Annotated in this window: 26 protein-coding genes and 1 pseudogene; 19 read left to right on the top strand and 8 right to left on the bottom strand. The window is 63.1% G+C overall.

Annotated features, from left to right (window positions below):
- Window positions 1–331: 331 nt before the first annotated feature.
- Window positions 332–697 (bottom strand): alpha/beta hydrolase, encoded by a 366-nt coding sequence (locus tag ACVWY6_RS21850; RefSeq protein WP_457540884.1) that lies wholly within the window; start codon window positions 695–697, stop codon window positions 332–334.
- A gap of 134 nt (window positions 698–831) precedes the next feature.
- On the opposite strand from ACVWY6_RS21850, the gene ACVWY6_RS21845 reads away from it, so the two are divergent.
- Complete coding sequence (locus tag ACVWY6_RS21845) at window positions 832–1,308, top strand: flavodoxin family protein (RefSeq protein WP_457540882.1); 477 nt, start codon at window positions 832–834, stop codon at window positions 1,306–1,308.
- A gap of 34 nt (window positions 1,309–1,342) precedes the next feature.
- Here the strand turns inward: ACVWY6_RS21845 and ACVWY6_RS21840 are convergent, their stop codons facing one another.
- The 5 genes and pseudogenes from ACVWY6_RS21840 to ACVWY6_RS21820 form a co-directional block, all read right to left on the bottom strand.
- Window positions 1,343–1,651: an ArsR/SmtB family transcription factor gene (locus tag ACVWY6_RS21840; RefSeq protein ID WP_457540880.1), complete on the bottom strand. Its 309-nt coding sequence runs from the start codon at window positions 1,649–1,651 to the stop codon at window positions 1,343–1,345.
- Between the two features lie 190 nt (window positions 1,652–1,841).
- Window positions 1,842–2,033, bottom strand: a pseudogene (locus ACVWY6_RS21835) (cation acetate symporter); the annotation flags it as partial.
- Window positions 2,034–2,108: 75 nt separating this feature from the next.
- Window positions 2,109–3,527: a pyridoxal phosphate-dependent decarboxylase family protein gene (locus ACVWY6_RS21830; RefSeq protein ID WP_457540878.1), complete on the bottom strand. Its 1,419-nt coding sequence runs from the start codon at window positions 3,525–3,527 to the stop codon at window positions 2,109–2,111.
- Window positions 3,528–4,106: 579 nt separating this feature from the next.
- The gene (locus tag ACVWY6_RS21825) at window positions 4,107–4,829 is read right to left on the bottom strand and encodes a DUF6319 family protein (protein ID WP_457540876.1); all 723 of its coding nucleotides are present in this window, start codon (window positions 4,827–4,829) and stop codon (window positions 4,107–4,109) included.
- Window positions 4,817–6,283 carry a hydroxysqualene dehydroxylase gene (locus ACVWY6_RS21820; protein ID WP_457540874.1) on the bottom strand — a complete coding sequence of 489 codons (1,467 nt, stop codon included), beginning with the start codon at window positions 6,281–6,283 and terminating at the stop codon, window positions 4,817–4,819. Before ACVWY6_RS21820 ends, ACVWY6_RS21825 begins: the two co-directional genes overlap by 13 nt.
- Window positions 6,284–6,498: 215 nt before the next feature.
- Between ACVWY6_RS21820 and ACVWY6_RS21815 the strand changes: the two genes are divergently transcribed.
- The 18 genes from ACVWY6_RS21815 to ACVWY6_RS21730 all read left to right on the top strand — a co-directional run bounded on the left by ACVWY6_RS21815 (window position 6,499) and on the right by ACVWY6_RS21730 (window position 23,730).
- Window positions 6,499–6,885: a VOC family protein gene (locus tag ACVWY6_RS21815; RefSeq protein WP_023959116.1), complete on the top strand. Its 387-nt coding sequence runs from the start codon at window positions 6,499–6,501 to the stop codon at window positions 6,883–6,885.
- 378 nt (window positions 6,886–7,263) lie between these two features.
- On the top strand, window positions 7,264–8,445 hold the full coding sequence (locus ACVWY6_RS21810) for an acyl-CoA dehydrogenase family protein (protein WP_457540872.1): 1,182 nt from the start codon (window positions 7,264–7,266) through the stop codon (window positions 8,443–8,445).
- A 23-nt stretch (window positions 8,446–8,468) separates the two neighbouring features.
- Window positions 8,469–8,999 carry a YiiD C-terminal domain-containing protein gene (locus tag ACVWY6_RS21805; RefSeq protein WP_062798237.1) on the top strand — a complete coding sequence of 177 codons (531 nt, stop codon included), beginning with the start codon at window positions 8,469–8,471 and terminating at the stop codon, window positions 8,997–8,999.
- Window positions 8,999–9,910 (top strand): alpha/beta hydrolase family protein, encoded by a 912-nt coding sequence (locus tag ACVWY6_RS21800; protein ID WP_457540870.1) that lies wholly within the window; start codon window positions 8,999–9,001, stop codon window positions 9,908–9,910. Before ACVWY6_RS21805 ends, ACVWY6_RS21800 begins: the two co-directional genes overlap by 1 nt.
- Window positions 9,907–11,073 (top strand): ABC transporter ATP-binding protein, encoded by a 1,167-nt coding sequence (locus ACVWY6_RS21795; RefSeq protein WP_457540868.1) that lies wholly within the window; start codon window positions 9,907–9,909, stop codon window positions 11,071–11,073. Before ACVWY6_RS21800 ends, ACVWY6_RS21795 begins: the two co-directional genes overlap by 4 nt.
- Before the next feature lie 10 nt (window positions 11,074–11,083).
- Entirely contained in the window at window positions 11,084–12,445 is a 1,362-nt protein-coding gene (locus tag ACVWY6_RS21790) for an ABC transporter substrate-binding protein (protein WP_062798232.1), read from the top strand.
- The gene (locus ACVWY6_RS21785; RefSeq protein ID WP_062798230.1) at window positions 12,442–13,305 is read left to right on the top strand and encodes a metallophosphoesterase; all 864 of its coding nucleotides are present in this window, start codon (window positions 12,442–12,444) and stop codon (window positions 13,303–13,305) included. Before ACVWY6_RS21790 ends, ACVWY6_RS21785 begins: the two co-directional genes overlap by 4 nt.
- 6 nt (window positions 13,306–13,311) lie before the next feature.
- Window positions 13,312–14,265 (top strand): carbohydrate ABC transporter permease, encoded by a 954-nt coding sequence (locus ACVWY6_RS21780; RefSeq protein ID WP_457540866.1) that lies wholly within the window; start codon window positions 13,312–13,314, stop codon window positions 14,263–14,265.
- Window positions 14,266–14,407: 142 nt separating this feature from the next.
- Complete coding sequence (locus tag ACVWY6_RS21775; RefSeq protein WP_038253562.1) at window positions 14,408–15,154, top strand: carbohydrate ABC transporter permease; 747 nt, start codon at window positions 14,408–14,410, stop codon at window positions 15,152–15,154.
- 94 nt (window positions 15,155–15,248) lie between these two features.
- The gene (locus ACVWY6_RS21770; RefSeq protein ID WP_457540864.1) at window positions 15,249–16,676 is read left to right on the top strand and encodes a pyridoxal phosphate-dependent decarboxylase family protein; all 1,428 of its coding nucleotides are present in this window, start codon (window positions 15,249–15,251) and stop codon (window positions 16,674–16,676) included.
- On the top strand, window positions 16,673–17,287 hold the full coding sequence (locus tag ACVWY6_RS21765) for a GNAT family N-acetyltransferase (RefSeq protein ID WP_116915302.1): 615 nt from the start codon (window positions 16,673–16,675) through the stop codon (window positions 17,285–17,287). Before ACVWY6_RS21770 ends, ACVWY6_RS21765 begins: the two co-directional genes overlap by 4 nt.
- A 12-nt stretch (window positions 17,288–17,299) precedes the next feature.
- On the top strand, window positions 17,300–18,277 hold the full coding sequence (locus ACVWY6_RS21760) for an acyl-CoA desaturase (protein ID WP_062798227.1): 978 nt from the start codon (window positions 17,300–17,302) through the stop codon (window positions 18,275–18,277).
- Window positions 18,274–18,540, top strand: a complete 267-nt coding sequence (locus tag ACVWY6_RS21755; protein ID WP_457540862.1) for an acyl carrier protein — start codon at window positions 18,274–18,276, stop codon at window positions 18,538–18,540. Before ACVWY6_RS21760 ends, ACVWY6_RS21755 begins: the two co-directional genes overlap by 4 nt.
- Window positions 18,537–19,442: a class I SAM-dependent methyltransferase gene (locus ACVWY6_RS21750; protein WP_457540860.1), complete on the top strand. Its 906-nt coding sequence runs from the start codon at window positions 18,537–18,539 to the stop codon at window positions 19,440–19,442. Before ACVWY6_RS21755 ends, ACVWY6_RS21750 begins: the two co-directional genes overlap by 4 nt.
- 167 nt (window positions 19,443–19,609) lie before the next feature.
- Window positions 19,610–20,731 carry a cytochrome P450 gene (locus ACVWY6_RS21745; RefSeq protein WP_457540859.1) on the top strand — a complete coding sequence of 374 codons (1,122 nt, stop codon included), beginning with the start codon at window positions 19,610–19,612 and terminating at the stop codon, window positions 20,729–20,731.
- On the top strand, window positions 20,728–21,468 hold the full coding sequence (locus ACVWY6_RS21740; protein ID WP_457540857.1) for a thioesterase II family protein: 741 nt from the start codon (window positions 20,728–20,730) through the stop codon (window positions 21,466–21,468). Before ACVWY6_RS21745 ends, ACVWY6_RS21740 begins: the two co-directional genes overlap by 4 nt.
- On the top strand, window positions 21,465–23,312 hold the full coding sequence (locus ACVWY6_RS21735; RefSeq protein WP_457540855.1) for a fatty acyl-AMP ligase: 1,848 nt from the start codon (window positions 21,465–21,467) through the stop codon (window positions 23,310–23,312). Before ACVWY6_RS21740 ends, ACVWY6_RS21735 begins: the two co-directional genes overlap by 4 nt.
- Complete coding sequence (locus tag ACVWY6_RS21730; protein ID WP_457540853.1) at window positions 23,293–23,730, top strand: PaaI family thioesterase; 438 nt, start codon at window positions 23,293–23,295, stop codon at window positions 23,728–23,730. The genes ACVWY6_RS21735 and ACVWY6_RS21730 overlap by 20 nt, the downstream gene beginning before the upstream one ends.
- Before the next feature lie 35 nt (window positions 23,731–23,765).
- Here ACVWY6_RS21730 and ACVWY6_RS21725 read toward each other — a convergent pair whose 3' ends face one another.
- Window positions 23,766–24,593 carry an alpha/beta fold hydrolase gene (locus ACVWY6_RS21725; protein ID WP_457540851.1) on the bottom strand — a complete coding sequence of 276 codons (828 nt, stop codon included), beginning with the start codon at window positions 24,591–24,593 and terminating at the stop codon, window positions 23,766–23,768.
- A gap of 22 nt (window positions 24,594–24,615) precedes the next feature.
- A complete protein-coding gene (locus ACVWY6_RS21720; RefSeq protein WP_457540849.1) occupies window positions 24,616–26,172 on the bottom strand; it encodes a PfaD family polyunsaturated fatty acid/polyketide biosynthesis protein in 1,557 nt (518 codons plus the stop codon).
- Window position 26,173: the final 1 nt, after the last annotated feature.

Genomic DNA, 26,173 nt, shown 5'->3' with positions numbered 1-26,173 from the left:
TGTTCATGCCACGGTGATACCACTTGCCGAAACGTGGGCCAGCGAAGCGGTGTTCGGGGTGTGGAACAGTGCGAACGCGCGCGTGCCAAGCTGGAGGCGCGCAGCCCAACATATCGCCGAACACCCCAACTTCACGAAAATTCTAGAACGCCCGACCGAAGCGCATCGCCAGCGAAAACCGCCGACGTCGCCACGGCTTGGGTTGAGTGCTCCGATCGTCCGGCCTCGCCGTTCGCGCAGAAATCCTGAACGGCGTGTCCGTCACTGAGTTGGCGAAATTCCCAGTACGGCAGAACTTTTTAGGCGCGCTCAGCTGCTTCCGCGGCGGCGCTCAGCCGAGCACACCGAGGCGATCGCGCAACCATTCGTCGATGTCGTTCAAAGCCGCCCGAGCCATCGAGGTCGCGTGTCCGCTGAAGGCATGTGGTGACGCAGGGTAGACGCGTAGATCGACCTCGACGCCGGCGGCTGCGAGCCTTGTTGCCAAAACCAAGTTGTCGTCAAGGAGGATGTCTTCGGTGCCGATCACGATCATGACGGGCGGTAGATCGGCGAGGTCAGCAAATACGGGGCGGCACAATAGAGCGGCCTGCTCAGCCCGTCGTCGGGACGGCTTGAAATATTGCAGGTTGCATATGTAATACGTTGAGCCACAATATAGTTGAGAACAGCGCCGCCGATGTTCTTGCAGTTCCATAGTCGTGGAAGCCTGACCCTTCGGTTTGTTCCGGACACTTACGTGCCGGCCGTCGTTCCCATCTGCTGTCACGAATCACCTGTCGCCACGGTCTATAGAGATATCCGCAAGCTCCACAACAGGAAGGTTGTCTCGTGAAAACCGTATTGGTGACATCATCTCGGTCGGAGCATCTCAACACCCGTCGAATTGCCGACGCCATCGGCGAGGTACTAGGTGCCCGCGTGCTGGCTCCCGAAGAAGCATCTCCTGCCGTCCTTCGCGAAGCCGATCGAGTCGGGTTTGGCTCGGGGATCTACTGGATGGGCTTCGACGAGCGGCTACTGCGCTGCATTCAAGAACTTTCGGACATGACTGGCCGTGAGGCATTCGTGTTTGGTACCAGCGGAATGCCGGAGCCGCCTTTTCGTCGGTACACGCAACGGCTGGGGAGCAATCTCGAGAGTCGTGGGTTCGAGGTTGTGGATTCCTTTACGTGCCGGGGTGTCGATACATGGGGACCGTTCAAACTGATTGGCGGACTGAACAAGGGCCGCCCAGATGACAATGACGTGCAAGCAGCTCGACGCTTCGCGGAGACGGTTCGACGGCGCGATCGCCGCCGTCTGTGAGGACGGCGCTATTGGACTGTGTCGAACCGTCCAGCTATACCTGGGTGTCGGGGGGCCTCACTGCGACCATCATGTCGGCCAAATCGTTCAACAGACGCCCGAAGTGTGGATCGGCCAGTGCGTGCTGGTGCTGACCACTGTGGGAGCTGGCAACGACGACGCCGGATTGGCTGAGGCGGGCGAGATGTTTGGTCACGGATTGGCGGGTAACGCTGAGCCGCCGCGCAAGCTCGCTTGGGTTACTGGGTCCAAATCGGAGTGCCAACAGTATTTCTGCCCGCACCGGGTCAGACAGTGCGGCCCCGAAATCTGCGAGCACGTCCCGGGGGATAGAGGTCTCCATTTGGCGAACACTACATCGAGCATTGTCGTATTCGCTCGGTTATGAGAGCAGACCCGATGCGAACAGAACGCCGAACGACAGTAGGGACCTCGATCATGAGGTCATCTGTTAAATACGAAGTGGTACTTGACATAATCATTGTTAGCGGTTGCTTCATTGCGGCGCAGTCGATTTGGGTTCGCCGATGATCCTCTATCTCGGCCTGCATACACGGGTCCTCTGGGTTGCCTCGGCCGACGAACGTGCCGACGACGCCCAGGACAAAGGCCAGGGGGATCGACACGAGACCGGGACTCGACAGCGGGAGCCACGCGAAATCCGCACCGGGGAACATCGACGACGACGAACCCGAGACCGCCGGAGAAAACACGATCAAGTTCAGACTTGGCGCTTCTCTGCGCAAACGTCCAGGAATGCCGTCCCCTGCTGGCGGCGCCGCTGAGCCGCAGCCTTGGCCTTACGCCTGTTGAGCCTTACGCGCCGCCGCCAGCGATTGCCGCAGCGCTTCAGCGAGACGGTCGAGGTCGTTATCCGCTGTCGTCCAATTGGAGAAGGACACGCGTATCGCCGCTCGACCGTGCCATTCGGTTCCCGCGACCCACGCCTCTCCGCTGCGGCGCACGAGTTCTGCCACACGCCAGGTGCGCTCGTCGCTGTCGTCAGCACGGATCAGGACCTGGTTGAGCACCACGTCGTTGCATACGGAGAAGCCGTCGGTGGCTTGCATCGTCTCGGCCAGGCGGCGGGCATGCTCGCAGCAGCGTTCGATCAGTTGTCGCAACCCCAGCCTGCCTAGCGAGGCGAGCGCTGCGTAGACAGGTACCGCGCGTGCACGCCGGGACATCTCGGGCACCAGGACGCCGGGCTCGCGCTCGCTACTCGTGGGCAGATAGCTGGTGTTGGCACCTAGTGCGGAGCGAGCAGCTTGGGGGTCGGCGACAATGGCCAGGCCGCAGTCGTAGGGGACGTTGAGCCACTTGTGTGCGTCGGTCGACCACGAATCGGCCAACTCGACACCTCGGACGAGTGCCGACAGTCGCGGCGATGCGCTAGCCCAAAGTCCGAATGCGCCGTCGACGTGAACCCAGCCGCCGTGCTTGTGGGTCGCCGCGACGATCTCTGACATTGGGTCGCACGCTCCGGAGTTCACGTTGCCGACCTGCGCGCACACGATGGCGGGGTCGGAGTCGGCGGCGAGCGCGGCGGCGAGCGCGTCGGCTCTCATCGCTCCTTGTGCGTCGACCGCCACGCGCTCGACGCGGCGCGATCCAAGACCGATCATCTGCAACGCCTGCAGTACGGAGGGATGGACCTCGTCGCCCACGAGTACGCGAACACGGGGCGCCTGGGCGAGCCCATCGGCCTCAACGTCCCAACCTTGCCGCGCCAAGAGAACGTGCCGTGCGGAAAGCAACCCAACGACGTTTCCCGCCGTGGCTCCGGTGACGAACCCGACCGCCGCGCGCGTGGGCAACCCAAGAGCGTCGAGAACCCAGCGCTCGGTGACGGCATCGATCGCAGCGCCGGCCGGCGACGACATCCGGCTGTACGCGGTCTGGTCCCAGGTCGATACCAGCCAGTCGGCAGCCAGGGCCGCGGGTAGCGTTCCTCCGACGACGAGGCCGAAGTAGCGAGGGCCGGCGCACGCAATGGTTGCCGGACCGAGAGTGGCGGCCAATCGCTCGACTACCGCGACCGCATTCGTACCTTGGTCGGGCAACGGCCCGCTCAGTGCGTCGACGACCTCGTCATGGCTCGTACTCGCATCGACCGGCCGGTGTGGCAGTCCCTGCAGGTATTCGGTCGCCAGTTCCAACGCCCTTGGCAGAGCCGCGTACACGTCGTCGGTTCCAACCGGGGCGGAATGCTGATCCATTGAAACTATCCTCGCTCTCGAGTTCGTGTCGTGCGAGCGTCGACCTCACCGATGCCGACCTGGCAGTGGATTCACTAATCGAAGCGACTCCAGTGGCCGTCAAGCCAACCCAAAATTGGCAATGGGTCAAGCCTGCCAGACGCGGCCGCAACTGGCCGCGGGTAGAGTGGCCGGCCTGTCGGCTCTGAGTGCGCGAGTTTACTTGACATAATGTTTCTTATCGGCGTTGGTGTAAGACCGCTTCAGACCGATCGTGACGTCGGTTTGCTGCACGCACGAACCTGTGCGCCACGGCGCGCCTACGACCTGGCTTCGCTTCGAACTCGCGCTCACGGTTTACAGCCCAGGCTCGATACGAACCGCCGCGGCGTGCTGAATTCGTTTGGCCGAGTCTTGGGAATCTCGTTGGCCGTGCGAACTGCCCAATATTCTGTGGCGACGCAGCCGCCCAAGGCTGCGTGTCCCGACAACGCGTGTGTGCTCGCCGAGGCGGCACGGTCCTGGCGGCACACTGGGTGACACCCACCCCCCTGCTCATTTCGTCACATGTGACGAAACACTAGGGTGCGACGGGCCGAGCTACTCGTCGCCAGAGCCCTCAGCCTGTACCTCGAGATGTGCGAGCGTGGCTTTCGCTGCTTCGAGCTCCTGGCTCAACTCGTCAATCCTTTTCTGGGCCGCTGCCCGTGCCGACTCGATCACTGCATTGACGGCTTGGATTGCGGCGTCGTCACCGAGCATTTGCATCGCTCGCGCCACCCGGTCTGAGGTGACCTCGGTGGCCTTGCCCTGCTTCTTGGTTCCGTGTGCCAACGACACCGTCCACGCGGTGTCGCCAACCGACGTGATGGTGACACTCACTGCGGTGGCAGGTTTAGGGCGTCGCGCCGGTTTTGGCGGCGCGGGTTTCGGTTCCATCGATGTTGGTTTCGCAGGTTCAGATGTCGGCTTTGTTTCCGGCGCAATGGGTTTCGGTGCGGACGACGCACCTGATGGTGCTGATGGTGAGGGTGTCGCCTTGACCGGCCGCGGGCGCGCTGGTGTTGGTGTTGCTGCCGTCCGGGTCTTCAGTAGTTCGTCGGCCTCGAATGGCAATTGGTCGTCGACACCTTTCGGCCGCACTGTCACCGTTGACCCATCGACGGATATCACACGCGCTGATGCTCCCGCGGGCAGATCAAGCGACGGCATCGGATCACGGAGATAAACGGTGGCCCGCTTGCCGGCATCCAGCGCCGTGGTCAGCGATGCCAGGTCATCGGTACTCAGTCCGGTCTTTCCGCGTGCGTTCATCGTGACCATATTCGCACATGTGTGCGAATAACGCGACCATGGTGATCGAGCGGGGTCCCGCTCCGGAAAACGTCACGAGTGCGGTGTTCCTCAAGAGCCCGACGCCTCGGTAGTGAATCCTCGCCTCGCGTCGTCCAAGATGACGCGAACTGCACGGGCTGCGCTCTGGCAGGCGCCCTCCATGGTGGTTGTCCAGTCCGTCCGAGTCCAGTCCCCCGCGAGTGCCAACCCGCGAACACTGGTTCGCTGGTCGGGCCTGATGCCGGCCGTGCCTGGCCGCTGGGCGAACGTCGATCGCGGCATGCGCACCACGTGACTGTGGACACCTGGGCATCACTGGCCTCGGGGTAAAACCGACGGAGCATGTCCATCTGTATCCGGGTGATCTCGTCGTTCGATTTCTTGATGAGCTCGTAAGCCGCTGAGACGGTTGTCGAGTACAGATGATGACGTGATGGGTCGCGCTCATGCATCCGCTGTCGATCCCAGACTTGCTCGAGCACACCTGTTCCGCCGTAAAGGATCTCGCCCCAGTCGGTCATGCCGATGGATCGGTCCAAGTAGAGATTGACGCTGACGATCGGTACGGGCGTCAACTGTTCGATTGCTTCGCAGATCTTCTCGTGACCGGGAACCTGATCGAGCAACCCCTTCACGCTCCACACAGGTACCGCGCAGATGACTGCGTCCGCAGCGATGCGCTCGCCATCGGCGAGCGTCACGCCGGCGACAACGCCGTCGGACACATCAACGGCAGCCACCACGGCTCGATGCCGGACCTGCACCCCTTTGTCCGCGAAGATCTTCTCCGCTCCGTCAACGAACAATGTGTCGAGATCGACTGTGGGATAGCCGATGGAGATCGGTGTCTTCGATTCACGCGCACGCCTGAAGCCGGTCACGAGTAGATCAGCGGGCACCTTCGCCGACGAGATCTCGGGCTTGTCGCCGGTCAGACCGATCACGATGCCATCCCAGAGGGCGTCACGGGCCTTCTGTGGCATACCGATCCTACGAAACCACTCGTCTGCTGTGATGTCGTCCAGCCAGGTCGGCTGCCGCAGGGCTTGGCGAATCAGTGTCACCTGTGCCCGTGCGGTGCGAAGCCGATCCAACCCGGTGACGCCCGGCAGGTCGCCCAGCGCAGCGCGAAGTCCGGGCAACCCGCCGAACGCAGACACGCGGCTTCCGCCGCCTGGCATCCGTATCGTCATGTGGCCCGGGAACTCGACGTGGTCCCGCGTCCCCACACTGTCGAGGTAACGCATCAGATGCTGATAGCCACTGGCGAACACGTGTTGCCCGTTGTCGGGCACATCGTCGACGGCGGCGACCGGCATCGCGATAGTCCGTCCACCAAGAGATCCGCGCCGCTCCAGCAACGTGACTTGGTGACCCGCCTCGACGAGCCACACCGTCGAAGCCAGCCCCGCCAGTCCTCCGCCCACCACCACACAGTGCATTCGGCCACAGTAACGGTCAGTGCTGACTGTGCGGTCGGTCTGCGCAAACCCTACGCATAACCGCCGCACCGAGGATGGCAGTGGGGTCGACGTCAGGTTTTCAGGTCATCGGCCGGTGGTCCTCAGGCGACATGACCGATGGGCCGGCAAATCGACGGTGCACGTCCGCTAAAATCCCGATGGCGGAAGACCCGTTCTACCGGAGAGGCGTTGTGATGACATCTATCGATCCGAGTCTCGCAAATGTGCGATACATCGTCACTGACGTGGATGCTGCGATCGCCTTCTATACAGAACACTTCGGCTTCACTCTGCGTTACAGCGCAGCTCCTGCATTCGCCGATGTGGTTCGAGGTCCACTGCGTCTGTTGCTCTCCGGACCGACGAGCTCCGGCGCGCGCACCCAGCCGGACGGTGCAGTGCCTACCGCGGGCGGCTGGAACCGGATCCATCTGATCGTCGAAGATCTGGCCGCGGAAATCGACAGACTTCGAGCTGCCGACGTCCCATTTCGCAGTGACATCGTGAGCGGCCCAGGAGGCCAGCAAATTCTTGTCTCTGACCCCTCAGGCAATCTGGTCGAGCTGTTCCAGCCTGCGTGACTTAGACCTCCAGACTCCCAGTCACTGCTCCTCGAGACAGCAGATAGCCAGAGTTTTCGTGCGTGGGCAGACGAGCCCGCGGAACGTCCACCGATGCCGGCGGCGAGCCGGCTGACCGCCGACTATGCGGCGGCACGGTGGTAGACACTGCCGTTCTTCGAGCTGAACGTGAGGCGCGCCCTCACCGCTTCTAAAAGCGCGGCACGTCCCGGGCCGGTGTACTCGCGGCCGGTACGTCTCACTCGCGCAATCGACGCTCCCTATCGCCATCGCTCCGGCTCGTCTGCTCGGAGAAACTGACTCCAGACCGCCTCGGTACGAGGCAGCCACGAGCGGGTCCTGACAGTTCTGGCCCGTTCCGAAGGACGGAGTGCTTCGATGACCGCCACCACGACGCCACCACAGGCACCAGCGTCACTGAAGGCGCGGATGCAGACGTTCATCACGGACGAAGTGATCCCGGTCGAGATCGACGTCATCCGCAACAACCTGCGGGTAACCGACGACATGCGTCTCGACCTCCAGGAAAAAGCGCGAGCTGCAGGAGTTTTCGGCCCGCTGTCCTCGCGTGAACATGGTGGGTTGGATCTGAGTTTGACTGAACTGATCGACGTGATGGAGGTGGCGGGCACCAGCCTCCTCGGTCCGATCTCGGTGAACTGCTCGGCACCGGACGACGGCAACATCCATCTCTTGGAGCACGCCGGAACACCGGAGCAGAAGAAGCAGTACCTCGCTCCCCTGGCGTCCGGCACGGTTCGATCGTCGATTGCGATGACAGAACCTGCGCCCGGCGCAGGCTCTGATCCGTCGATGCTCATGACTTCTGCGCTACAGACGCCGACCGGATGGATCATCAACGGAGACAAGCACTTCACCACCGGAGCCGATGGTGCGGCGTTTTTCATCTGTATTGCCGACACTGCGCACGGCGCCACGATGTTCATCGTCGATGCCGACAACCCCGGTGTCGAGGTCGTGGAACGGATGACCACGCTCGACCGATGTGTACCCGGCGGACACTGCATTGTTCGGTTCGCCGACTGCGAGGTCGGTGATGATGCGCGCCTCGGTGAGGTGGGCAGCGCGATGGTCTACGCGCAGGCCCGACTTGCTCCCTCCCGTGTCATCTTCTGCGTCAATTGGCTGGGCGTCGCGATCCGGGCCCATCACCTGGCCTGCCGACATGTGACCACAAGGACCTCATTCGGATCACCGATTGCGGAGAGCGGCTTTGCACAGGCAATGATCGCGGACACCGAAGTCGACATTGCGGCGAGCCAGGGGCTGATCCGGCGGGCGGCGGAAGTGATCGATGCTCAAGGGCCCGCTGCCTCTGACGCACGCCACGCCGCGTCGGTGGCCAAAGCGTTTGTGGCAGAAGCGGTGTGGCGGATCCTCGATCGTGCTGTCCAGCTGCACGGCGGGCTCGGCGTCTGCGAGGACCATCTCGTGGCCAGGTTTCTGGTGGAGGCCAGGGCATTTCGGATCTACGAGGGGCCGACGGAGGTGCTGCGCTGGTCGATTGCCCGGCGTGCACTACGCCGGCTACCCAACTGACCAACATCAACTCCAGGAGAATCATGTCAACCAGCACCACAGTTCCTGTCGGCAGCTTCGGCGCGGCTTTCGGCAACATCGACTACGCCGATCCCGACTTCGAAGCGCTCCGATCACGCTCTGACGAGATCGTGCCCTTCGGCAAGCATGTGGGCACCACGATCACCGTACTGACCCCAGAACACGCCATCGTCGAAATAGGTGGCGAGGCATCGGGTTTGAACCACATGGGTACCGTGCATGCGGGCGCGATCTACACGGCGGCGGATATCGCAGGCGCGGCCGCATTTGTCGGCGCCGCGGCGACCAAGCTGAACACAATCGAACGTCTCGTGCTCAAGTCCGCCACGGCGTCGTACCGCAAGCCTGCGATGGGTGTCCTGCGAACCGTCGCGACGGTCGACGAGCGCGAACTCAGGGTCATCACGTCGTCGGTCAGCACCGGCCGTCACGAGATCTCGGCCAAAGCGGTGGTCTTGAACGCCGACGACGTGACCGTTGCGAAGTTCACGTTCGAGTACGTGTGCGATGTGGTGCACGGAGAGGTCGTCTGATGACGCAGACAACCGGGCGTCCGGACGCGTTCAAACAGCAAGAGTCGATCGTCGTCGAGTCGGCACCGGGCATCACGATCACCGTGCGTGTCTGGCCCACGACCGACGCCCAGGCACCCGTTGTCCTGATCCTCCCCGCGATGGCGATGAAGGCCAAGCACTATGCGCCCTTGATCAAAGCACTCAACAAATCTGGCGTGCAGGTGGCCACCTGTGACCTCCGTGCGCAAGGTGAAGCGCGGCCGGCACTCGCGGACTGTCCCGACTTCGGTTACCGAGAGATGCTCGAAGAAGATCTCCCCGCGATCATCGACGCTGTCTGTCAACGATTTGAGGCGACCCGGATACACCTCTTCGGACACAGCCTCGGTGGCCAGCTGGCGCTGCTGCGAACCGCCGCACAGGGCACGCAAGGCCCGGTCGCCTCTGTCACGATCATCGGGACCGGCACCGTCTTCTGGCGCGCATTCGGGCCTCGACGCTGGATCGAGGCGCTGTCGACCATCCAGTGGATCGGGCTGGTGGCTCGAGTCAAGGGATCCTGGCCGGGCGGGATCCTGATACCTGGTGCGATGGCCGGCGGAGTGATGATCGACTGGTCGCGGCATTCGCTGACCGCCCGTTACAGGCCGAAGGGCACCAAGCTGAACTATGACGAACTCATCAGCAAGCTCGACCTGCCGGTGCTGGCCATCTCGCTGGACGACGACACCCTCGGGCCGAAATCGAACGTTGACTTCCTGGTTCGGAAGCTGTCTTCTGCCAAAGTAACTCGCTGGCACATCGAAGGCGACTCTTCGATCACCCATCGCGGTCACGTCGATTGGCTGGCCGATTCGCGACTGCTGGCGCCCGTGGTGCGACAGTGGATCGAGACCGGCGAGCTCGCCACACCCGGGCCCGTCGAATGAGCGAACTGTTCCTCGATGGGGTGACCAAGCGATTCGACGGGACGACGGTACTCGAGTCGATTGATCTGACCGTACCGAGCGGCGAGTTCATGGTGCTCCTGGGACCGAGCGGATGCGGCAAATCGACTCTGCTGCGCATCATCGCCGGTCTGGAGACACCGACCGAGGGAAGCGTGGTGATCGATGGCACCGATGTCACGGAAGTACCACCCCGAGAGCGCAATCTGGCGATGGTGTTCCAGAGTTACGCGCTGTACCCACATCTGACGGTGGCAAAGAACATTGCTTTCCCCTTGCGTACCGCAAAAGTAGCCAAGCAAGAGGCAAAAAAGACGGTCGAACGTGTGGCCGCTTCGCTGGGCCTGACGGAACTACTCGACCGGCGACCGGGACAGTTGTCGGGCGGTCAGCGACAGCGTGTCGCACTGGCGCGGGCCATGGTTCGCGATCCCGGCGCGTTCCTGATGGATGAACCACTGTCGAATCTGGACGCACGACTGCGTGCGGTCACCCGCACCGAACTGATCGAACTGCACAAGCGCGTCAACAAGACCTTCCTGTACGTCACCCATGACCAGGTCGAGGCAATGACGATGGCTGACCGAATTGCGCTGCTGAACAAGGGGCGCGTCGAGCAGGTCGGTACTCCGGAGGAGCTGTACGACACCCCCCAGTCGGTGTTCGTCGCGGCCTTTCTCGGCGCCCCACCGATGAACCTCATAGACGTCGACATCGTGGTCCAAGCCGGTCGACTGGTCGCACATGTCGGGAACTCGGTTGTACCCCTCGGCATCGAGGCCACGCAGGCAGAGGTGAACACCGCTCGCTTGACCCTCGGTGTCCGGCCCGAGCGTCTCCGACTGGACGACCGCTTCGAGGAACGCGTCCAGGACCCGACCAGCAACGTGGTGCGACTTCCTGCCGTGGTGACGCTCACCGAAAACCTCGGTGGCGATGTCCTGCTGCACTGCTCGGTCAACTCGGTCGCGTTGTGCGCCCGGGTGTCCCGGGTCGGCGGTGTCCGCGACATCACCATCGAATCGGAGATCACTCTCGTCGCGGACAGCTCCGATCTTCATCTCTTCGATCCCGAAAACGGCCGGCGGCTGCAGTGGCAGCACCCGGCGGCACGACCCGTCCATCCTCAACTCTCTTTTACGTAGGAGCACTGCCGTGAAGGCCAGACTCAAGATCGCCGTGCCGTTGATCGCGTCACTGTTGACGCTCACCGGCTGTTTGTCGAGTACCTCGGACGAAACAGAAACCTCAGCCATTCCCGAATTGGCGGACGACCAAAAGGTCTCGATCGTCTTCGAGAGCTACAACTATGGACTGGCGGGTGCGTGGACGGACACGTTCAACAGCTTGCTCGCAGACTTCTCGAAAGAGCATCCGAACATCACCGTCACCCCGCAGAAGCCGGCTGGAAACAGTCCCAACCCGGCCACCGACACCATTTCCAGCATCCGCAATCAGATGACCGCCGGCAATCCCCCTGACGTTGCACAGCTGGGATTCTCCGATCTCGACTTCACGGTGAATCAACTCCAGGCAAAGTCGCTGGATCAATTGGTCGGCGAAGAGGCAGTGGACAAGAACTTCGAGGGCACCACGCATCCGTTCGCTCCGACTGCCCGAACGTTGAGCGACTGGGACGGCCAGACATACGGCGTTCCGTTCGTCTTCTCGACGCCGGTGTTCTACTACAACGCAACACTTTTCCAGCAAGCCGGCCTGGACCCGAACAACCCGCCGCGTACCTGGGACGAAGTTGCGGTCGCTGCCAAGACCATTGCGGACAAGACGGGCAAGGGCGGCGCCTACATCGACTGCCTGACCAAGACCGCCAAGGACTGGTGCTTCCAGAGCCTCGTGCGCTCGAATGGTGGCCGGGTGATCTCCGAGAACCGGGACACGCTGACGTTCGCCGATCCGGCGGCGGTCGAGGTGGTCAGCATGGCACAGCAGATGGTCAACTCGGGAGCCACTCCGAAGCTGACACAAAAGCAGGGCTATGAAGCATTCGCTCGCGGCGAGATGGGAATGCTCTTGGAGACGAGCGCCATTCAGGACCAGTTCGTCAAGGGCGCCAAAGACAAATGGGACCTGCGATCCACGACGATGCCGAGCTTCGGCGACAAGCCCGTCGTGCCGACCAACTCCGGTGCCTCGCTGTTCATCTTCTCGCAGGACCCCGCCAAACAGCGTGCTTCGTGGGAGCTGATCAAGTTCCTCACCAGCGAACAGGCCTACGTCAAGATCTCCAGTGGCATCGGCTATCTCCCGCTGCGCACCGGTTTGATGGACGACCCGGCCGGACTGCAGGAGTGGGCGGCCCAGAACCCGCTCCTCGAGCCGAACCTGGAGCAGCTGAAGTCGATGGAACCGTGGATCTCGATGCCCGGCAATGAATATCTGCAGATTCGCGACGGCATGATGTCTGCCGTGGAGTCCGCGGTATTCCAGGGTGCCGATCCGGCGACTGCCTTGACGGCCGCGCAGGAGCAGGCGAACACGCTTCTGCCGGTGTCATGACCGGGCCCGACCACACCGTCATCCAGCTCACCGACACGCACTTGAGCGGCGGCGGCGATCTGATGCACGGGATGATGGACACAACACGGAATCTGCGTAAGGTTCTCGACCACCTGGACGCGTGGGAAGGGTCGGTGGACGCGATCATCGTGTCCGGCGATCTCGCCGACGCAGGGTCCCCCGAGGCTTACCGAACGCTGCGAACGATGTTGGAGCCCACCGCTGCGAGACTCGGCGCAACGCTCTGTTACGCGATGGGAAATCACGATGACCGCGCCGGGTTCCGCATCGGCCTGGACCTGAGTCGCAATGGGTCGACCGACCTCGGCGCGCCGTACGATGCGGTCCATCACATCGGTGGACTGCGCATTGTGGTACTCGACAGCACCACGCCGGGGCGTCATGACGGCAGTCTCGAGGATGTCCAGCTGGACTGGCTGGCAAAGGTATTGGAGGACAGGGCCCCGCGCGGAACACTGCTGGTGATGCACCATCCGCCGGTTCGGTCGCCGGTCGCCACGGTCGACTTTCTCCGGCTGACGGATCCGAGCGCGCTCGAGTCGGTCATCGCCGGCTCCGATGTGCGAATGATCCTCTGCGGCCACGCGCACTACACGGGCGCCTCGGCGATATCGGGCATCCCGGTCTGGATCGGGCCGCCGCTGTCGTACCGCACCGATCCGGTACCGCCACAGGGAAGGCACCGGGCGGGTGTCGGTTTCGGGTTCAGCCGGATCGATCTGTTCGGTGAATCTGCGGTTGCCACATCCGTCGACGTCGTCGGCGTGGAGGATGTGTACAGCGAACCGCAGTCGGTGGCCCTCGAACGACTGTGGTCGCTCACCCCGAACGCGAACTGATCCACGATGTTCGTTCCGGTCGAGACACCGACGCCCGTACACAGTTCGACGACCACCCCGGTACCGCCTGTGCGGTCCCGGCGGTGGTCGCGGCTCACGCGGGGCGTCGTGCCCTATCTGTACCTCACCCCGGCGTTGATCCTCTTGGTGGTGTGGACCTACCGTCCGCTTGTCCAAGCGGTGCAGTTGTCCACCGTGTCATGGAACCTTCTTCCGGCAAGTCCCATGAAGTCGGTGGGCACCGACAACTACGAGCAGTTGTTCGAACTGCCGGCACTCGGTGATGCCGTGTGGCTGACGGTTGGACTCATCATCGGTCTGCTGCCGTTCACCGTGGTGGTTCCGGTGGTGATCGGGTTCGCGATGCGGGGTGTCTCGGTACGAAGCTCGCGGATCTACCAGGGGTTCATCTTCGCGCCCTTCCTGGTGGCGCCGGTAGCAGGGGCAGCGGTGTGGCGTTGGTTGCTCGATCCCAGTGGCGGGATCGTCAACAGGGTCTTGGGAACCGATCACAACTGGATCTACGACAAGAACACGGCGCAACTGGCGATCATCGTCATCACCGGATGGCACCTGATCGGATTCGCGGTGCTGGCAGTGGCCGCCGGTCTCGCCGGCATCAGCTCGGACTACGACGAGGCTGCACAGCTCGACGGAGCAACCCGGCTCCAGATCGGCCGGCGGATCACCCTGCCACTGCTGTCGCCGACTCTCGTGTTCCTCACTCTCATGACCATCCTGCTCAGCGCCCAGTGGAGTTTCCCGCTGATCGACACCCTGACCCAGGGTGGGCCGGCCGGTGCGACCACAAACATCTATTACCTCCTCTGGGACTACGGATTCCACTCATTCAATGCCGGCCTGAGCGCGGCGGCAGGCATCGTCCTGTTCCTCGGATTCGGCGTTGTCGCCGGCTTCTTGGTCTGGCTGTCGGAACGGATCACCTTCCATGACAACTGACAGCATGTTGAAGGCAGAGGACACGGCGGAGCCTGTCCGTCCTCCCCTGCCGGCATTGCCCGCCTCGACCGCGGGCGCGGGACGTGGTGTGCTCGCGCGCATCTGGGGACACCTCACACTGGCGGTCATCGCACTCGCGTGTATGTTCCCGATCTACTGGCTGGTCGCGACGTCGCTCCGACGGCCCGGCGACGTCAGCTCTTTGACGCCACTGCCGTGGCCGCTGTCGGTCGAGAACTATTTCGACGCTGCCGACAAAGTCGATGTGACGAGGTTGATGCTCAACACTTTTGGTGTTGCGCTTGCATCTACCTGCGGCCAGCTTCTCATCGCGATCCTCGCGTCGTACGCGTTTGCGGTCTACCGGTTCAAGTTCCAGGGCCTGCTGTACCTGGCGTTCGTCGGCACGTGGTTGGTGCCTTACCAGGTCACCATGCTGCCGAATTACGTTCTGCTGAACCAGTTGGGGCTGCTCAACACACTGTCCGGGGTGGTTGTCCCAACTCTCAGTTCAGCGCTCGCCGTCCTGATGATGCGCACGCACATGTCCGGGTTCCCGAAGGAACTGATCGAAGCGGCACGGATGGACGGACGGTCCTCGTGGTCGATCCTGTGGACAGTCGTGGTTCCGAACCTGCGCCCGGCGTTGGCGGCGCTGGCCATCTTGTTGTTCATCAACTCCTGGAACGAGTACTTCTGGCCCGCAGTGGTACTCCAATCCAGCAACGACGTCTTACAACTCGGCCTGCGGAGTTTCATGGGCACCGAAGGCGATCAGTGGGGGCCGATGATGGCTCTGGCCGGTCTGGCCTGCCTGCCGATCTTCGTTCTCTATGTCATCCTGCAGCGCCACATCGTCAACGCCTTCGTGCGAAGCGGTCTCAAGTGAATCAGCTCCGGCGATAGCACTGCCCGATCGGTCCATGACAAAGAGCCCCGTCACCCCCTGCCGGCGGCGGGCCCGCAGAAGACTGGAACGCGAGATGAGGACACTACAGAGCGCTTCTGCCACCGACATCGACAACTTGCTGCGCGCAGTGTGCGACTACAGCATCAACTATCTGGCCGACGACAACTCCGAGCGTGTGACGGCCCGCGCCGAGCTGGAGGCCTCCTTCGCCGGGCCACTACCGGACCAGGGTCTGGACCCGTGGTCCGTGCTCGGCGAGCTGTTCACCAAGGGTGAACCCGGACTGCTGCATTCAGGTGCTCCGACATTTCTCGGCTTTGTCATGGGAGGCGCATACCCGGTGGCCATAGCCACCGAATGGGTCACCTCTGTGTGGGATCAGTGCGGCGCGCTCTACGCAACCAGTCCGACAGCGTCAGTTGTCGAGGAGACGGTGGCGCGGTGGCTGGTCGACATGTTCGGCCTACCGGAGGGCACATCGACCGGTATCACCTCCGGTTGCGCCATGGCCAACCTCAGCGGCTTGGCCGCCGCCCGCCACGCCGTGCTGGCCAGGGCCGGGTGGGATGTGGAGCGCCACGGTCTGTTCGGCGCTCCGGTGCCCCGGGTGCTGGTCAGCCGCGGCTGCCACACGACCGTCTATCGGGCGCTTCGGCTTCTCGGCATGGCCGGGCAGATTCACCCCGTGGATGTGGACGATCAGGGCCGGATGTCGATTCCGGCACTGGAAGCGACTCTCGCGAACACAACCGGGCCCTTGATCGTCTGCGGTCAGGTGGGGAACGTCGACTCCGGATCGGTCGACCGGTTAAACATCATCACCGAACTCGCGCATGCACGGGACGGATGGGTGCATCTCGATGCCGCCTTCGGAATGTGGGCGGCCGCGAGTGCTACTGCGCGACAACATGTCGAGGGTTTGGCGTCGGCCGATTCGTGGGCCACAGACGCTCACAAGTGGCTCAACGTGCCCTACGACTGCGGTTTGGTCTTCTGCGCCGATCCCGAGGCCCATCGCGCCGCGCTGCGCACGACTGCCGACTATCTCACCGTCGCACCCGATGGTGCCCGCGATCCCGCCGACTACACACCTGATCTGTCTCGCCGTGCCCGTGGATTGGTGTTGTGGTCCACGTTGCGGCACCTCGGAACACGTGGTGTTGCCGAGTTGATCGATCGATGCTGTTCGCTGGCAAGGCGATTGGCCGATCAGTTGGTACTCGTCGATGGGATCTCGATAGTCAACGACGTGGTACTGAATCAGGTGCTGGTCGTATTCGACACCGACGACCCTCATGATCCTTCGATTCGTCTCGACCACATCGTCGAAGCCCTGCAACGCGGTGGCACGGGCTGGGCAAGTCCCACCGTCTGGCGTGGCACCCCCACGTTGCGGCTGTCGGTGTGCAACTGGCAGACCACTGCCGAGGACATAGACGCCTGCGCAGCGGCAATCATCACGGCATACACCGACACCACCGAAAGGCCTCTGGTTCCATGACCATTGCTCAACCTTCATCAACTGATCCCATAGTCACCTCGGACCCCGACCTCGAGGCAGTCGTCGCCACGCTGTCGTGCGCCTTCGCCGACGACCCGGTCATCAAATGGGCCATCCCGGAGGATGTCCCGGAGCGGGCGCGTTACCTGGATGCGTTCTTCGACATCACCACACGGCAGCTGCTCGACAACGGGGGTGCCGTCGCGGCGACGGCGTCCTATGACGGCGTGCTCGTCTGGTCGGGGACAGAGGCATCGAGCGAAGAGGACGACATCGCGGTCCTGGCCGAGTTGGAACAGGCATGCGGACCGTGCGGTCCCAAGGTCAGCACGCTCATGCAGACTCTCGATGCGCACCACCCCTCTGATCTGCCGCTGCACGTTCACGCGTTGTACGCGGCGATCCGACCGGAAACCCGCGGCACCGGAGCGCGCGAGATGTTGATCGGAGCCTTCCGTGAACTCCGTGTCACGCACGGTTTCGGGGTGTACGCCGAGGCTTCGTCGCTGCGCAGCCTCCGGCTATGGGAACGTCTCGGATCGAAGCGAATCGGCGGCGAGATCACACTTCCCGGCGGTCCCAGCCTGTATCCCATCTTTCGGTCCGCGTAGGCAGGGAACCAGATGACCGACAGTCCCCGCGCCCCGCAGGCCCCGCGAACCAAGACGGTGAGCAATGCGTATCTGCACCGGCTGCAACGTCGGCACTTTCTGCTGTTCGACATCCTCCCGATCGTCGGAACCCTAGCGGCGCTGGCGTTCCTCTTCGTACACCCCCTCGGACTCACCGAGCTCGTCTTGTTCTTCTCGCTCTGGTTGCTGACGGGCCTGGGAATCACCGTTGGTTACCACCGGCTCTTCACTCATCGCACCTTCAAGGCGAAGCAGTCGGTGATCACCGCGCTGGTGATCCTCGGATCCATGGCGGGTCAAGGAGGAGTGGTCTCGTGGGTCGCCCTGCATCGCCGACACCATGAATGCAGTGACCGGGACGGAGACCCCCACTCCCCCAACCTTTATGGTTCCGACGTCAAGGGACGTCTCCGAGGTCTGATGCACTCACACTTCCTGTGGATGCGTCGACACGAATATCCGAATGTCGTCCACTACGCACCGGACCTCATCAAGAATCGTGCCCTTGTCCGCGTCGCGCGCCAGTACTACTACTGGGTTGCCTTGGGTCTCGTCCTGCCCGCCGTGATCGGCGGTTTGGTGTACCAGAGCTGGACCGGGGTGATCAGTGGGCTCCTGTGGGGTGGGTTGGTCCGGATGTTCGTCCTCGAGCACATCGTCTGGGCCATCAACTCCTTCCTGCACATGTTCGGTACGCGGCCTTACGCGTCGAGGGAGAACAGCCGCAACGGCGGGGTGTTCGCCCTTGTGACTCTGGGCGAATCCTGGCACAACAACCACCACGCTTTCCCCGAGTCGGCTTCGTTCGGATTGGACTGGTACCGGTTGGACCCGGGTTACTGGCTCATCAGGTTGCTGGCAGCGTGCGGACTCGTCTGGGATGTCGGCCTACCGTCCGACGAACGTAAGGCAGCAAAACGCATCCCCGACAACACCTGTGACACCTCGACGAGTGGAGTGCCGGCATGAGTGACAAGAGTTCGAACCCTCGCAACGACGAGATTGTCAGTTGGTGCCAGGACTACGTCGGCAACATCTTGGGAGTGCCGGGTGACAGAGTGAATCCCGACGCGACCTTCGACCGGCTTGGCATCGACTCGGCCCTGGCGGTGTCTCTACTCATCGACGTCGAAGGACATTTCGGGGTCGAGGTTCCGCCAGAGGCCCTGTTCGACAATCCGACACTCCGGGCAGTGGCCGGATACGTCCACGAGAGGTCTGTGCGACTGTGATCGCCCGGGTCGACGAGATCGCCGAAGAGGAGCGGAAGTCCGCCGCCACGCGCGCCATTCGTCATCACTACGACGTCGGCAACGATTTCTACGGGCTCTGGCTGGATTCGTCGCTGTCGTACTCGTGCGCCATGCCCACTGCCGCAACGGACACACTCGATGTCGCGCAGCAACGCAAACTCCGATTCCACCTCGAGGCGGTGCGGGCCGACACTGCGCGTTCGATCCTCGATGTGGGATGCGGATGGGGCGCGATACTCGAGCAGGCGTCGGTGGAGTACGGCGTGACGCGTGCGGTGGGCCTGACGTTGAGTGCGACGCAAACTCAACACATTCGGGAGCTCGCCCTACGCGGCGTGGAAGTGCGCACCACGAACTGGATGGACTTCGCGCCCGATGATCGTTTCGACGGAATCATCTCCATAGGTGCTTTCGAGCATTTCGCCCGGCCAGACGACACCCCGACGGAGAAGATCGGGATATACCGCGAGTTCTTCTCCCGGTGCCGCACCTGGCTCAACACAGACGGGACGTTGTCGCTGCAGACCATCGCATACGCGAACATGTCCCGGAGCGATGCCAATTCGTTCATGCAACAGGAGATCTTTCCCGACGCCGACCTTCCGACGTTGACTGAGATAGTCAGCGCCGCCGACGGATTGTTCGAGGTGCAGTCGGTTGCCAACGGCCGACTCGACTACGCCTGGACCTGCGAACAGTGGGCTCAGCGGCTTCGCGCCCGTCGCGAGGAAGCCACTGCCCTCGTCGGTGAGGATGTGGTTGCTCGGTACGAGCGGTACCTGAAGATGTCCGCAATCGGCTTCCGGATGAACAAGATCTGTCTCCTGCGCCTGGTTCTACGGCCGTATGCCGACGGCCACTTCGGCGGGGTGTCGAGATGACCGGCACCACATCATCGGTAGCTGGCGGAGGTCCGACCTCCGTCACTCCCCCCGGCGCCGTTCGGGCCGTACCACGGTTCAACCCGTTCAGCGCCGCGTTTCGCGACGATCCATATCGTCAGTACCGCACCCTTCAACAGCAAGCGGCACCGCACAGGACCCTGGGTATGTGGGTGCTAACCCGACATGCAGATGTCGAATCGGTGTTGATGGACCGGACGTTCAGCTCAGCGGTGATACCACAATTGGTGAATCGGCAAGCAGATCGTCTGTCGCAGAGCAACGTTGCGCGGATCGAGCGGCTGGGCGAGAAGTCGCTGGTGTTCACCGACAATCCGGACCACGCGCGGTTACGCGGCCTGATCAATCAGGCGTTCAGCAGTAAAGCTGTCGCCTCGCTGCGGCCGCGAATTGTCGGTGTCGCGCAGAGATTGTTCGAGCAGACGCGGCACGACGGCATGGACATCATCGGTGACTACGCCGCACCTTTGCCCGTGACCGTGATGTGTGACTGGATGGACGTTCCAGAGAGCATTCGTGCACAGGTCGGGCCGTGGACTCGGGATATCCGGTTCCTGCTGGAACCAGGCCTGATGAGTGCCGCGGTCTTCAGTCGCGTGTGCGACGTGGTGGAGGAATTCACCACTGCGTTCGACGACCTGGTGGCTCACCGCAAAGCGCATCCCGGCACGGACCTGATCAGCAATCTACTGGCCGCGAAGACCTCAGGGGGCGACGCCTTCGCATCCGAGGAGATCGTCTTTCTGTGCATCATGTGTTTTGTCGCCGGCAATGAGACCACCAAGTCACTGATCGGGAACGCTGTGCTGGCCCTGTTGCAGCACCCCGAGCAACGAAACCTGCTGACGTCGGACCGGTCCCTGGCAACCGCTGCGGTGGCAGAGACCCTGCGCTTCCAGAGCCCGCTACAGATGACCAAACGAGTCGCCACCCGCGGAGTCGAGATCAGCGGGAGCGAGGTGGAAGCCGGCGACCAGATACTGCTCTGTATCGGGGCTGCGAACAGAGACCCCTCTGTGTTCGAGAAGCCAGATGAGTTCGACTTGACCCGCACCGGTCAGCGGCACCTCGCGTTCGGTCACGGCATGCACGGCTGTCTCGGCGGCCTCCTCGCGCGGCTACAGGCGGAGGTTGCGATCGGCGTTCTCTTCGGCGATTCCGGACGGCGCCTGGAACTGGTGACCGAGCACGTCGACTGGCAGACAGACAGTTTGATCGTCCGCGGGCTCTCCCAGCTCCCGGTTCGACTGATCGATGAGGCGGCATGACCACGTCCGTGCTGTTGAGGGGCGCCGACGACTCCCCTGTCCATTTGATATGCGTCCCGCACGCCGGCGGAGGCGCGGCGTCCTTCAATCGATGGCTCGGCCTGTTCCCCACCACCATCGCAGTGGTGCGAACCCAACTCCCTGGCCGAGAGGATCGAGCGTCCGAGCCGCACTTTCGCCGGGTTGGCGAGGCGGTCAGTGCATTGGTCTCCGACATCTGTCTTCTCGACTCACGGGTTGCGCTGTACGGCCACAGCATGGGGGCACTGGTGGCGTTCGAACTGGCGCACGAGCTGTGTGCTGCCGGTGCCGCACCTGTTCACCTGTTTGTGTCGGGACGGCGTGCACCTCATCGTTCGCCGAGTAGGACCCCGATACACGACGCCTCAGAACCGGACTTGATCACAGCGCTGCGGACGATGGGGGGCATGGGTGATATCGAGGCAACGAGCCCCGAGTTCCGCCAGTACGTGCTGGCTCTGATCAGAGCCGACCTGGAACTGTCCGAGAAGTACACGTTCGGGCGCACAACAACACTGCCGTGTCCGATCACGGCCTTCTACGCGACAGGAGATCCGGTGGTTGACCCCGAGGAAGTTCGAGCTTGGGCAGCACACTCACACAACGCATTTCGATCGCATGAGTTCACAGGGGACCACTTCTTCCACCAGCAGCACCGCGACGCCATCGCTGCCCACATGGTCCACGCGCTCGACAACGTGGTGCCGGCGACGTGAACGTGGCGCAACGGTCCCTTACCGAATCGACGATGTCGACGTTGCCGCAGTTGCTGCGTGAACGTGCAGACTCTGATCCGGACAGGAAAGCGTATGTCTTCCTGGATGATTCGGGTGTCGAGACGGTGACGCTGACCTACGGGGCACTGTACCGGCAGGCCGCGGATGTGGCGTGGCGACTGCTGTCGTGCTGCCGACCCGGCGATCGCGCGGTTCTGATGTTCCCTCAGGGTCCGGACTTCATCGTCGCCTACTTCGGGTGCCTGTACGCAGGAGTTGTCGCCGTGCCGGTTGTACCGCCGGGAGCACATGGGCAGCGGACCACCACAGCGAACATCGTGCGGGACTGTGAACCCACGACTGTCCTCACCGTGAGCTCGATGCTGGAGCCGGCACAGGCGCTGCCGGCGCTGACCGTGCAGACGATCAGCTGGATCGTCGTCGACCAGATGCCACCTACAGGCACCGACTTCACCGACCAGATGGATGCGGAACTGGAGGCGCGGCGCCCCGCGATCGGCGACATCGCCTTTCTGCAGTACACCTCTGGCTCGACCTCGGACCCCAAAGGGGTGATGGTCACGCACGGCAATCTTGTCGCCAATCAACGGATGATCCAGGCGGCTTTCGGCCATGACAGTCAATCGACCGTGGTGGGGTGGGCGCCCTTCTTTCACGACCAGGGGCTGATCGGCAATGTCCTGCAGCCGCTCTACGTCGGTGCCACCAGCGTCCTGATGTCACCGTCCGCGTTCATCCGGCGGCCCCTGATGTGGCTGTCGGCGATCTCGCGTTACCGCGCGCACACGAGTGGAGGCCCGAACTTTGCCTTCGACCTGTGTGTTGCGCGGGCTACGGACGCCACGGTCGCCGGACTCGACCTGAGCCACTGGAAAGTTGCGTTCAACGGAGCCGAGCCGATCCGCGACGACACCGTGCGACGGTTCGCCGAACGATTCGAACCCGCAGGGTTCAGCGAGGCCGCGTTCATGCCTTGCTACGGCCTGGCCGAGGCGACGCTCCTGGTGACGGCCGCGAGAAAAGGCAGGGGCTCTCGCCACATCGTGGTCGATCCCGCGGAGCGCGGTCGTAAACGCCTTGTGCCGGAGACGAACCACAGTCCCGAGCCATCTTCGCCCACCATCGTCGGATCGGGAACGGTCCTGCTGCGAGAGGATGTTCGCATCATCGATCCAGATACCCGACGGCCATGCCGCGCCGATCAGATCGGTGAGATCTGGGTGGCCGGAGACCATGTGGCACAGGGTTACTGGCGTCGACCGGACGAGTCGGCGGAAACCTTCGGTGCCGGCATCGACGGCTCGCCCGGATCGAGGTACTTACGCACCGGCGATCTCGGCGCATTCATTGATGATGAACTCTTCGTTGTGGGACGCCTCAAAGACATGGTCATCATCCGCGGGACGAACTACTACCCTCACGACATCGAGCACACAGTACAGTCGGCACATCCGTCGGTCCGGCCTGGTGGTTGCGCTGCGTTCTCCACGCTACGAGACCGTGTGGAGGCCCTGGTGGTGGTAGCGGAGATCAGAGGCGAAGAGCCACTTGCCGAGTCGCGGTGTCACGACATCTCGTTCGCAATTCGAGGCGCGATCACGCGCGAACACCAGGTGACCGTCAGCGATGTGCTCTTGGTGACGCCGGGACAACTCCACAAGACCACCAGCGGGAAGATCATGCGAGCCTCAGCTCGACGTCGTTATCTCGCAGGGGATTTCGATTGTGTGCAGACACAGACCTCAACGCCGGATCCGCAGCGCATCGACTCGGACTCAGTAGTCCCAGTAAAGGACGGTAGACATGGAAGCTTTAAACCCTGATTTCGAACAAGCGGTGAGGGACGTCGTCCTCAGCATGCCCGCGGCCAAACATCTGGGTTTCGATTTCACCCGCATCGAACCCGGGGATGTCGAACTCATGGCGCCCTACCGCCAGGAGCTGACCCAACACAACGGATTCTTTCAGGGTGGCGTCATCGGCTCACTGGCAGACTTCGCCGGCGGTTCGGCCGCCGGAACCTTGCTTCCACCGGGCTGGATCAACATGACGGTCGATTACACGATCAAGATCTTGGCACCGGCAAAGGGCGACAAGCTGGTGGTTCATGGTCGAGTACTCAAGGCAGGCAGCACCATCACGGTGGCTGCCGCAGACGTGTTCACTTCATCGGCGGTCGGTGACACGTTATGTGCCACCGGGCTGGTGACCATGCGCAACATCCGACTGATGAAGAGCTGACGCGAGCGATTCAGCTGTCGACGGCGGCGGGTCGGTCACTGAGTTCGGGACACCTCGGCGAGGAAGTCCGCAAGATGAGCTGAAATCGCCCCCGGCTGTTCCACGGTGCTGCTGTGACCGCAGTTGTCGATCACCTGCAGTCGGGCCGTCGGTATCGACGATGCGATGTGTTCGGACTCCGACGGTGGCGTGGCGGCGTCATCCGCACCGACGAGCACAAGCGTCGGTACGGCGATCGCGCCGATCTCGTGATCTACCGAGGCGCGTTCGGCAACCCCGTACACCGCCTTGCGCACGCTACTGCGTTTCCGTTGTCCCACCGCTTGTCGCCAGCGATCGAGCGATGCTTTGTTCCGCGGATCTCGCCGATACGACGGGCCGAACATGTGAGGCGCGACCATCGATGCGATCGGTCCGAATCCGATCAATTGCTGCGTCCACGCCAGTCGCTTGTACTCCCGGACAGTGCCGGGCGTTTCGGCGCGGGCGCTGGTGTCCAGCAGAGTGAGGGACCGAATCATCTCGGCGTGGCGGGCGCCGAGGCGCAAACCGACAAATCCCCCCATCGAGAGCCCCACCCAGTGCACGGGCCCGATGTCGAGAGCCCAGAGCAGGCCCAGCGCATCCCTGGTGAGGGTTTCGATGTCGTACCCGTCGACTGTCGGGGGTGAAGTTCCCTGCCCTCGCCAATCGAAGGCAACACACCTGTAACGTCCCCGCAGCACCTCGACCTGCGCCTCGAACATCGTGCTGTCGAACAACAATCCGTGCGCAAACACGACTGTCTGCGCGCAGGGCACGCCCGCCGGCACGCCCGTGTCGTGGTATCCGATGGTTGTACCGCCCACCACCACCTCGGGCATGCCTACTCCCTCGTCGAACGCACTACAGGGACGGCCAGTAGGTCGCACACTGCGGCGGGAAGTGCACACCCGCACCGCGCAGGATGCCCACCCGGGTGTGGAATGCGGCACCGGTCATGACGTGATGCGCGATGTCCGCGGCGCGACGGTTGCGGGCGGACGCCAGATGCGTTCCGGCCGCCCAGGAATTGAACGCTCCCATGGCCGGGCCGCACCACACTTGGTAGTCCGCTGTTCGGGTCTCGTCCCCACCGATGCTCCATCCTGACGAGAGGCCGAGGTACCAGCGGAACACCAGCGCCATCCGGCGACGCGGGTTGTTCTGGGCAGCCGCGATCTGGTTCGGGTCACGTTCGGTGAAGTAACGCACGCACTCGTCCCAGACCGATTCCAGCGGCCGGCGGAAGATGTCGCGTTCGAGCCCGTCGCGCACCTTCTGCGGGATCGCGTCGATCGAGTCGTAAGCGCGGTACGCGTCGTACAGCTGAGCGGCGCGGCCGGCGAACATGGTTCCTCGCCGCAGTACCTGCACCTGCACCCCCATCTCGAACATGTCCGAGGACGGCGCCATCACGCAATCGGCTGAACCAGCGGTGGCCAATAGCTCTTTCGTGGCCGCGGAGGTACCCGCCTCCACGCTTGCCTGATTGATCGACCCTGTGACGACGTACGCCGCTCCCAGTCCGAAAGCCGCCGCGGCTGCCGCAGGCGTCCCGATGCCGCCCGCCGCCCCGATTCGAACATTCGCGGCGAGAGGTGATTCCCCGGCGATGCGGTCGCGCAGCGCGATGATCTCAGGTAATGCCACCAGCAATGGCCGGCGATCGGTGTGACCTCCCGAGTCCGCCTCGACGGTGACGTCATCGGCCATCGGTACCGATGCGGCCAGGTGGGCCGACTCCGCGGTGATGTCACCCGATTCCATGAGCTGGCGCAGCAACGCAGCGGGTGCCGGCCGTAAGAAGGCCTCTGCCACCTCGAGCCGGGACACCTTGGCCACCACCCTGTGCCCCCGGACGATTTCCCCGTCGGGAGCGGATCTGAGCCCGAGAACTCGATAGCGGACAAGTTCCGCCGTCATGGACATGAAGGCGGACGCCTCGACGCAGGTCACCCGATGGCGCAGGCACGCATCCACGATGGCGCGCTCGAGAGCGGGTTCGCTCGGACTGTGGATGACGTTGCAGGCGAACGGGGTATCGCGCAATGTTGCCGTCAGCTCGGCCAGCGCCGCATCGACCTTCGCCGGTACGACGCCTGCAGCGCCGTAGGAGGCAAGGTATCCGGCCTTGGCAAGGGCGCTGACCAGATCGGGCGACGCGATTCCATTGGCCATCGCGCCGGCCATGTATCCGTATCGCACACCGTGAAAATGCTGGAAGGATCGATCGCCGAGACGGTCAGGGGTCAACGGCCCGACGGCAGCGAGCACTTCTGACCGCGCAGCGACTGCCTCGTCGGACGTCACCCGGATGTCTTCTTTGTCCCGGATCACCCAGCATGGTCGCGAGAGGTCTGACAATGTTGCTGTCGTCTGGGCGATCTCATCGGTCCCGGATGTTGTGGAGGGCGCAACCATG

The sequence above is a fragment of the Williamsia sp. R60 genome (genome assembly GCF_054063855.1).
Note: the sequence above shows the minus strand (reverse complement) of the source record. Positions and strands in the feature narration are given on the sequence as shown.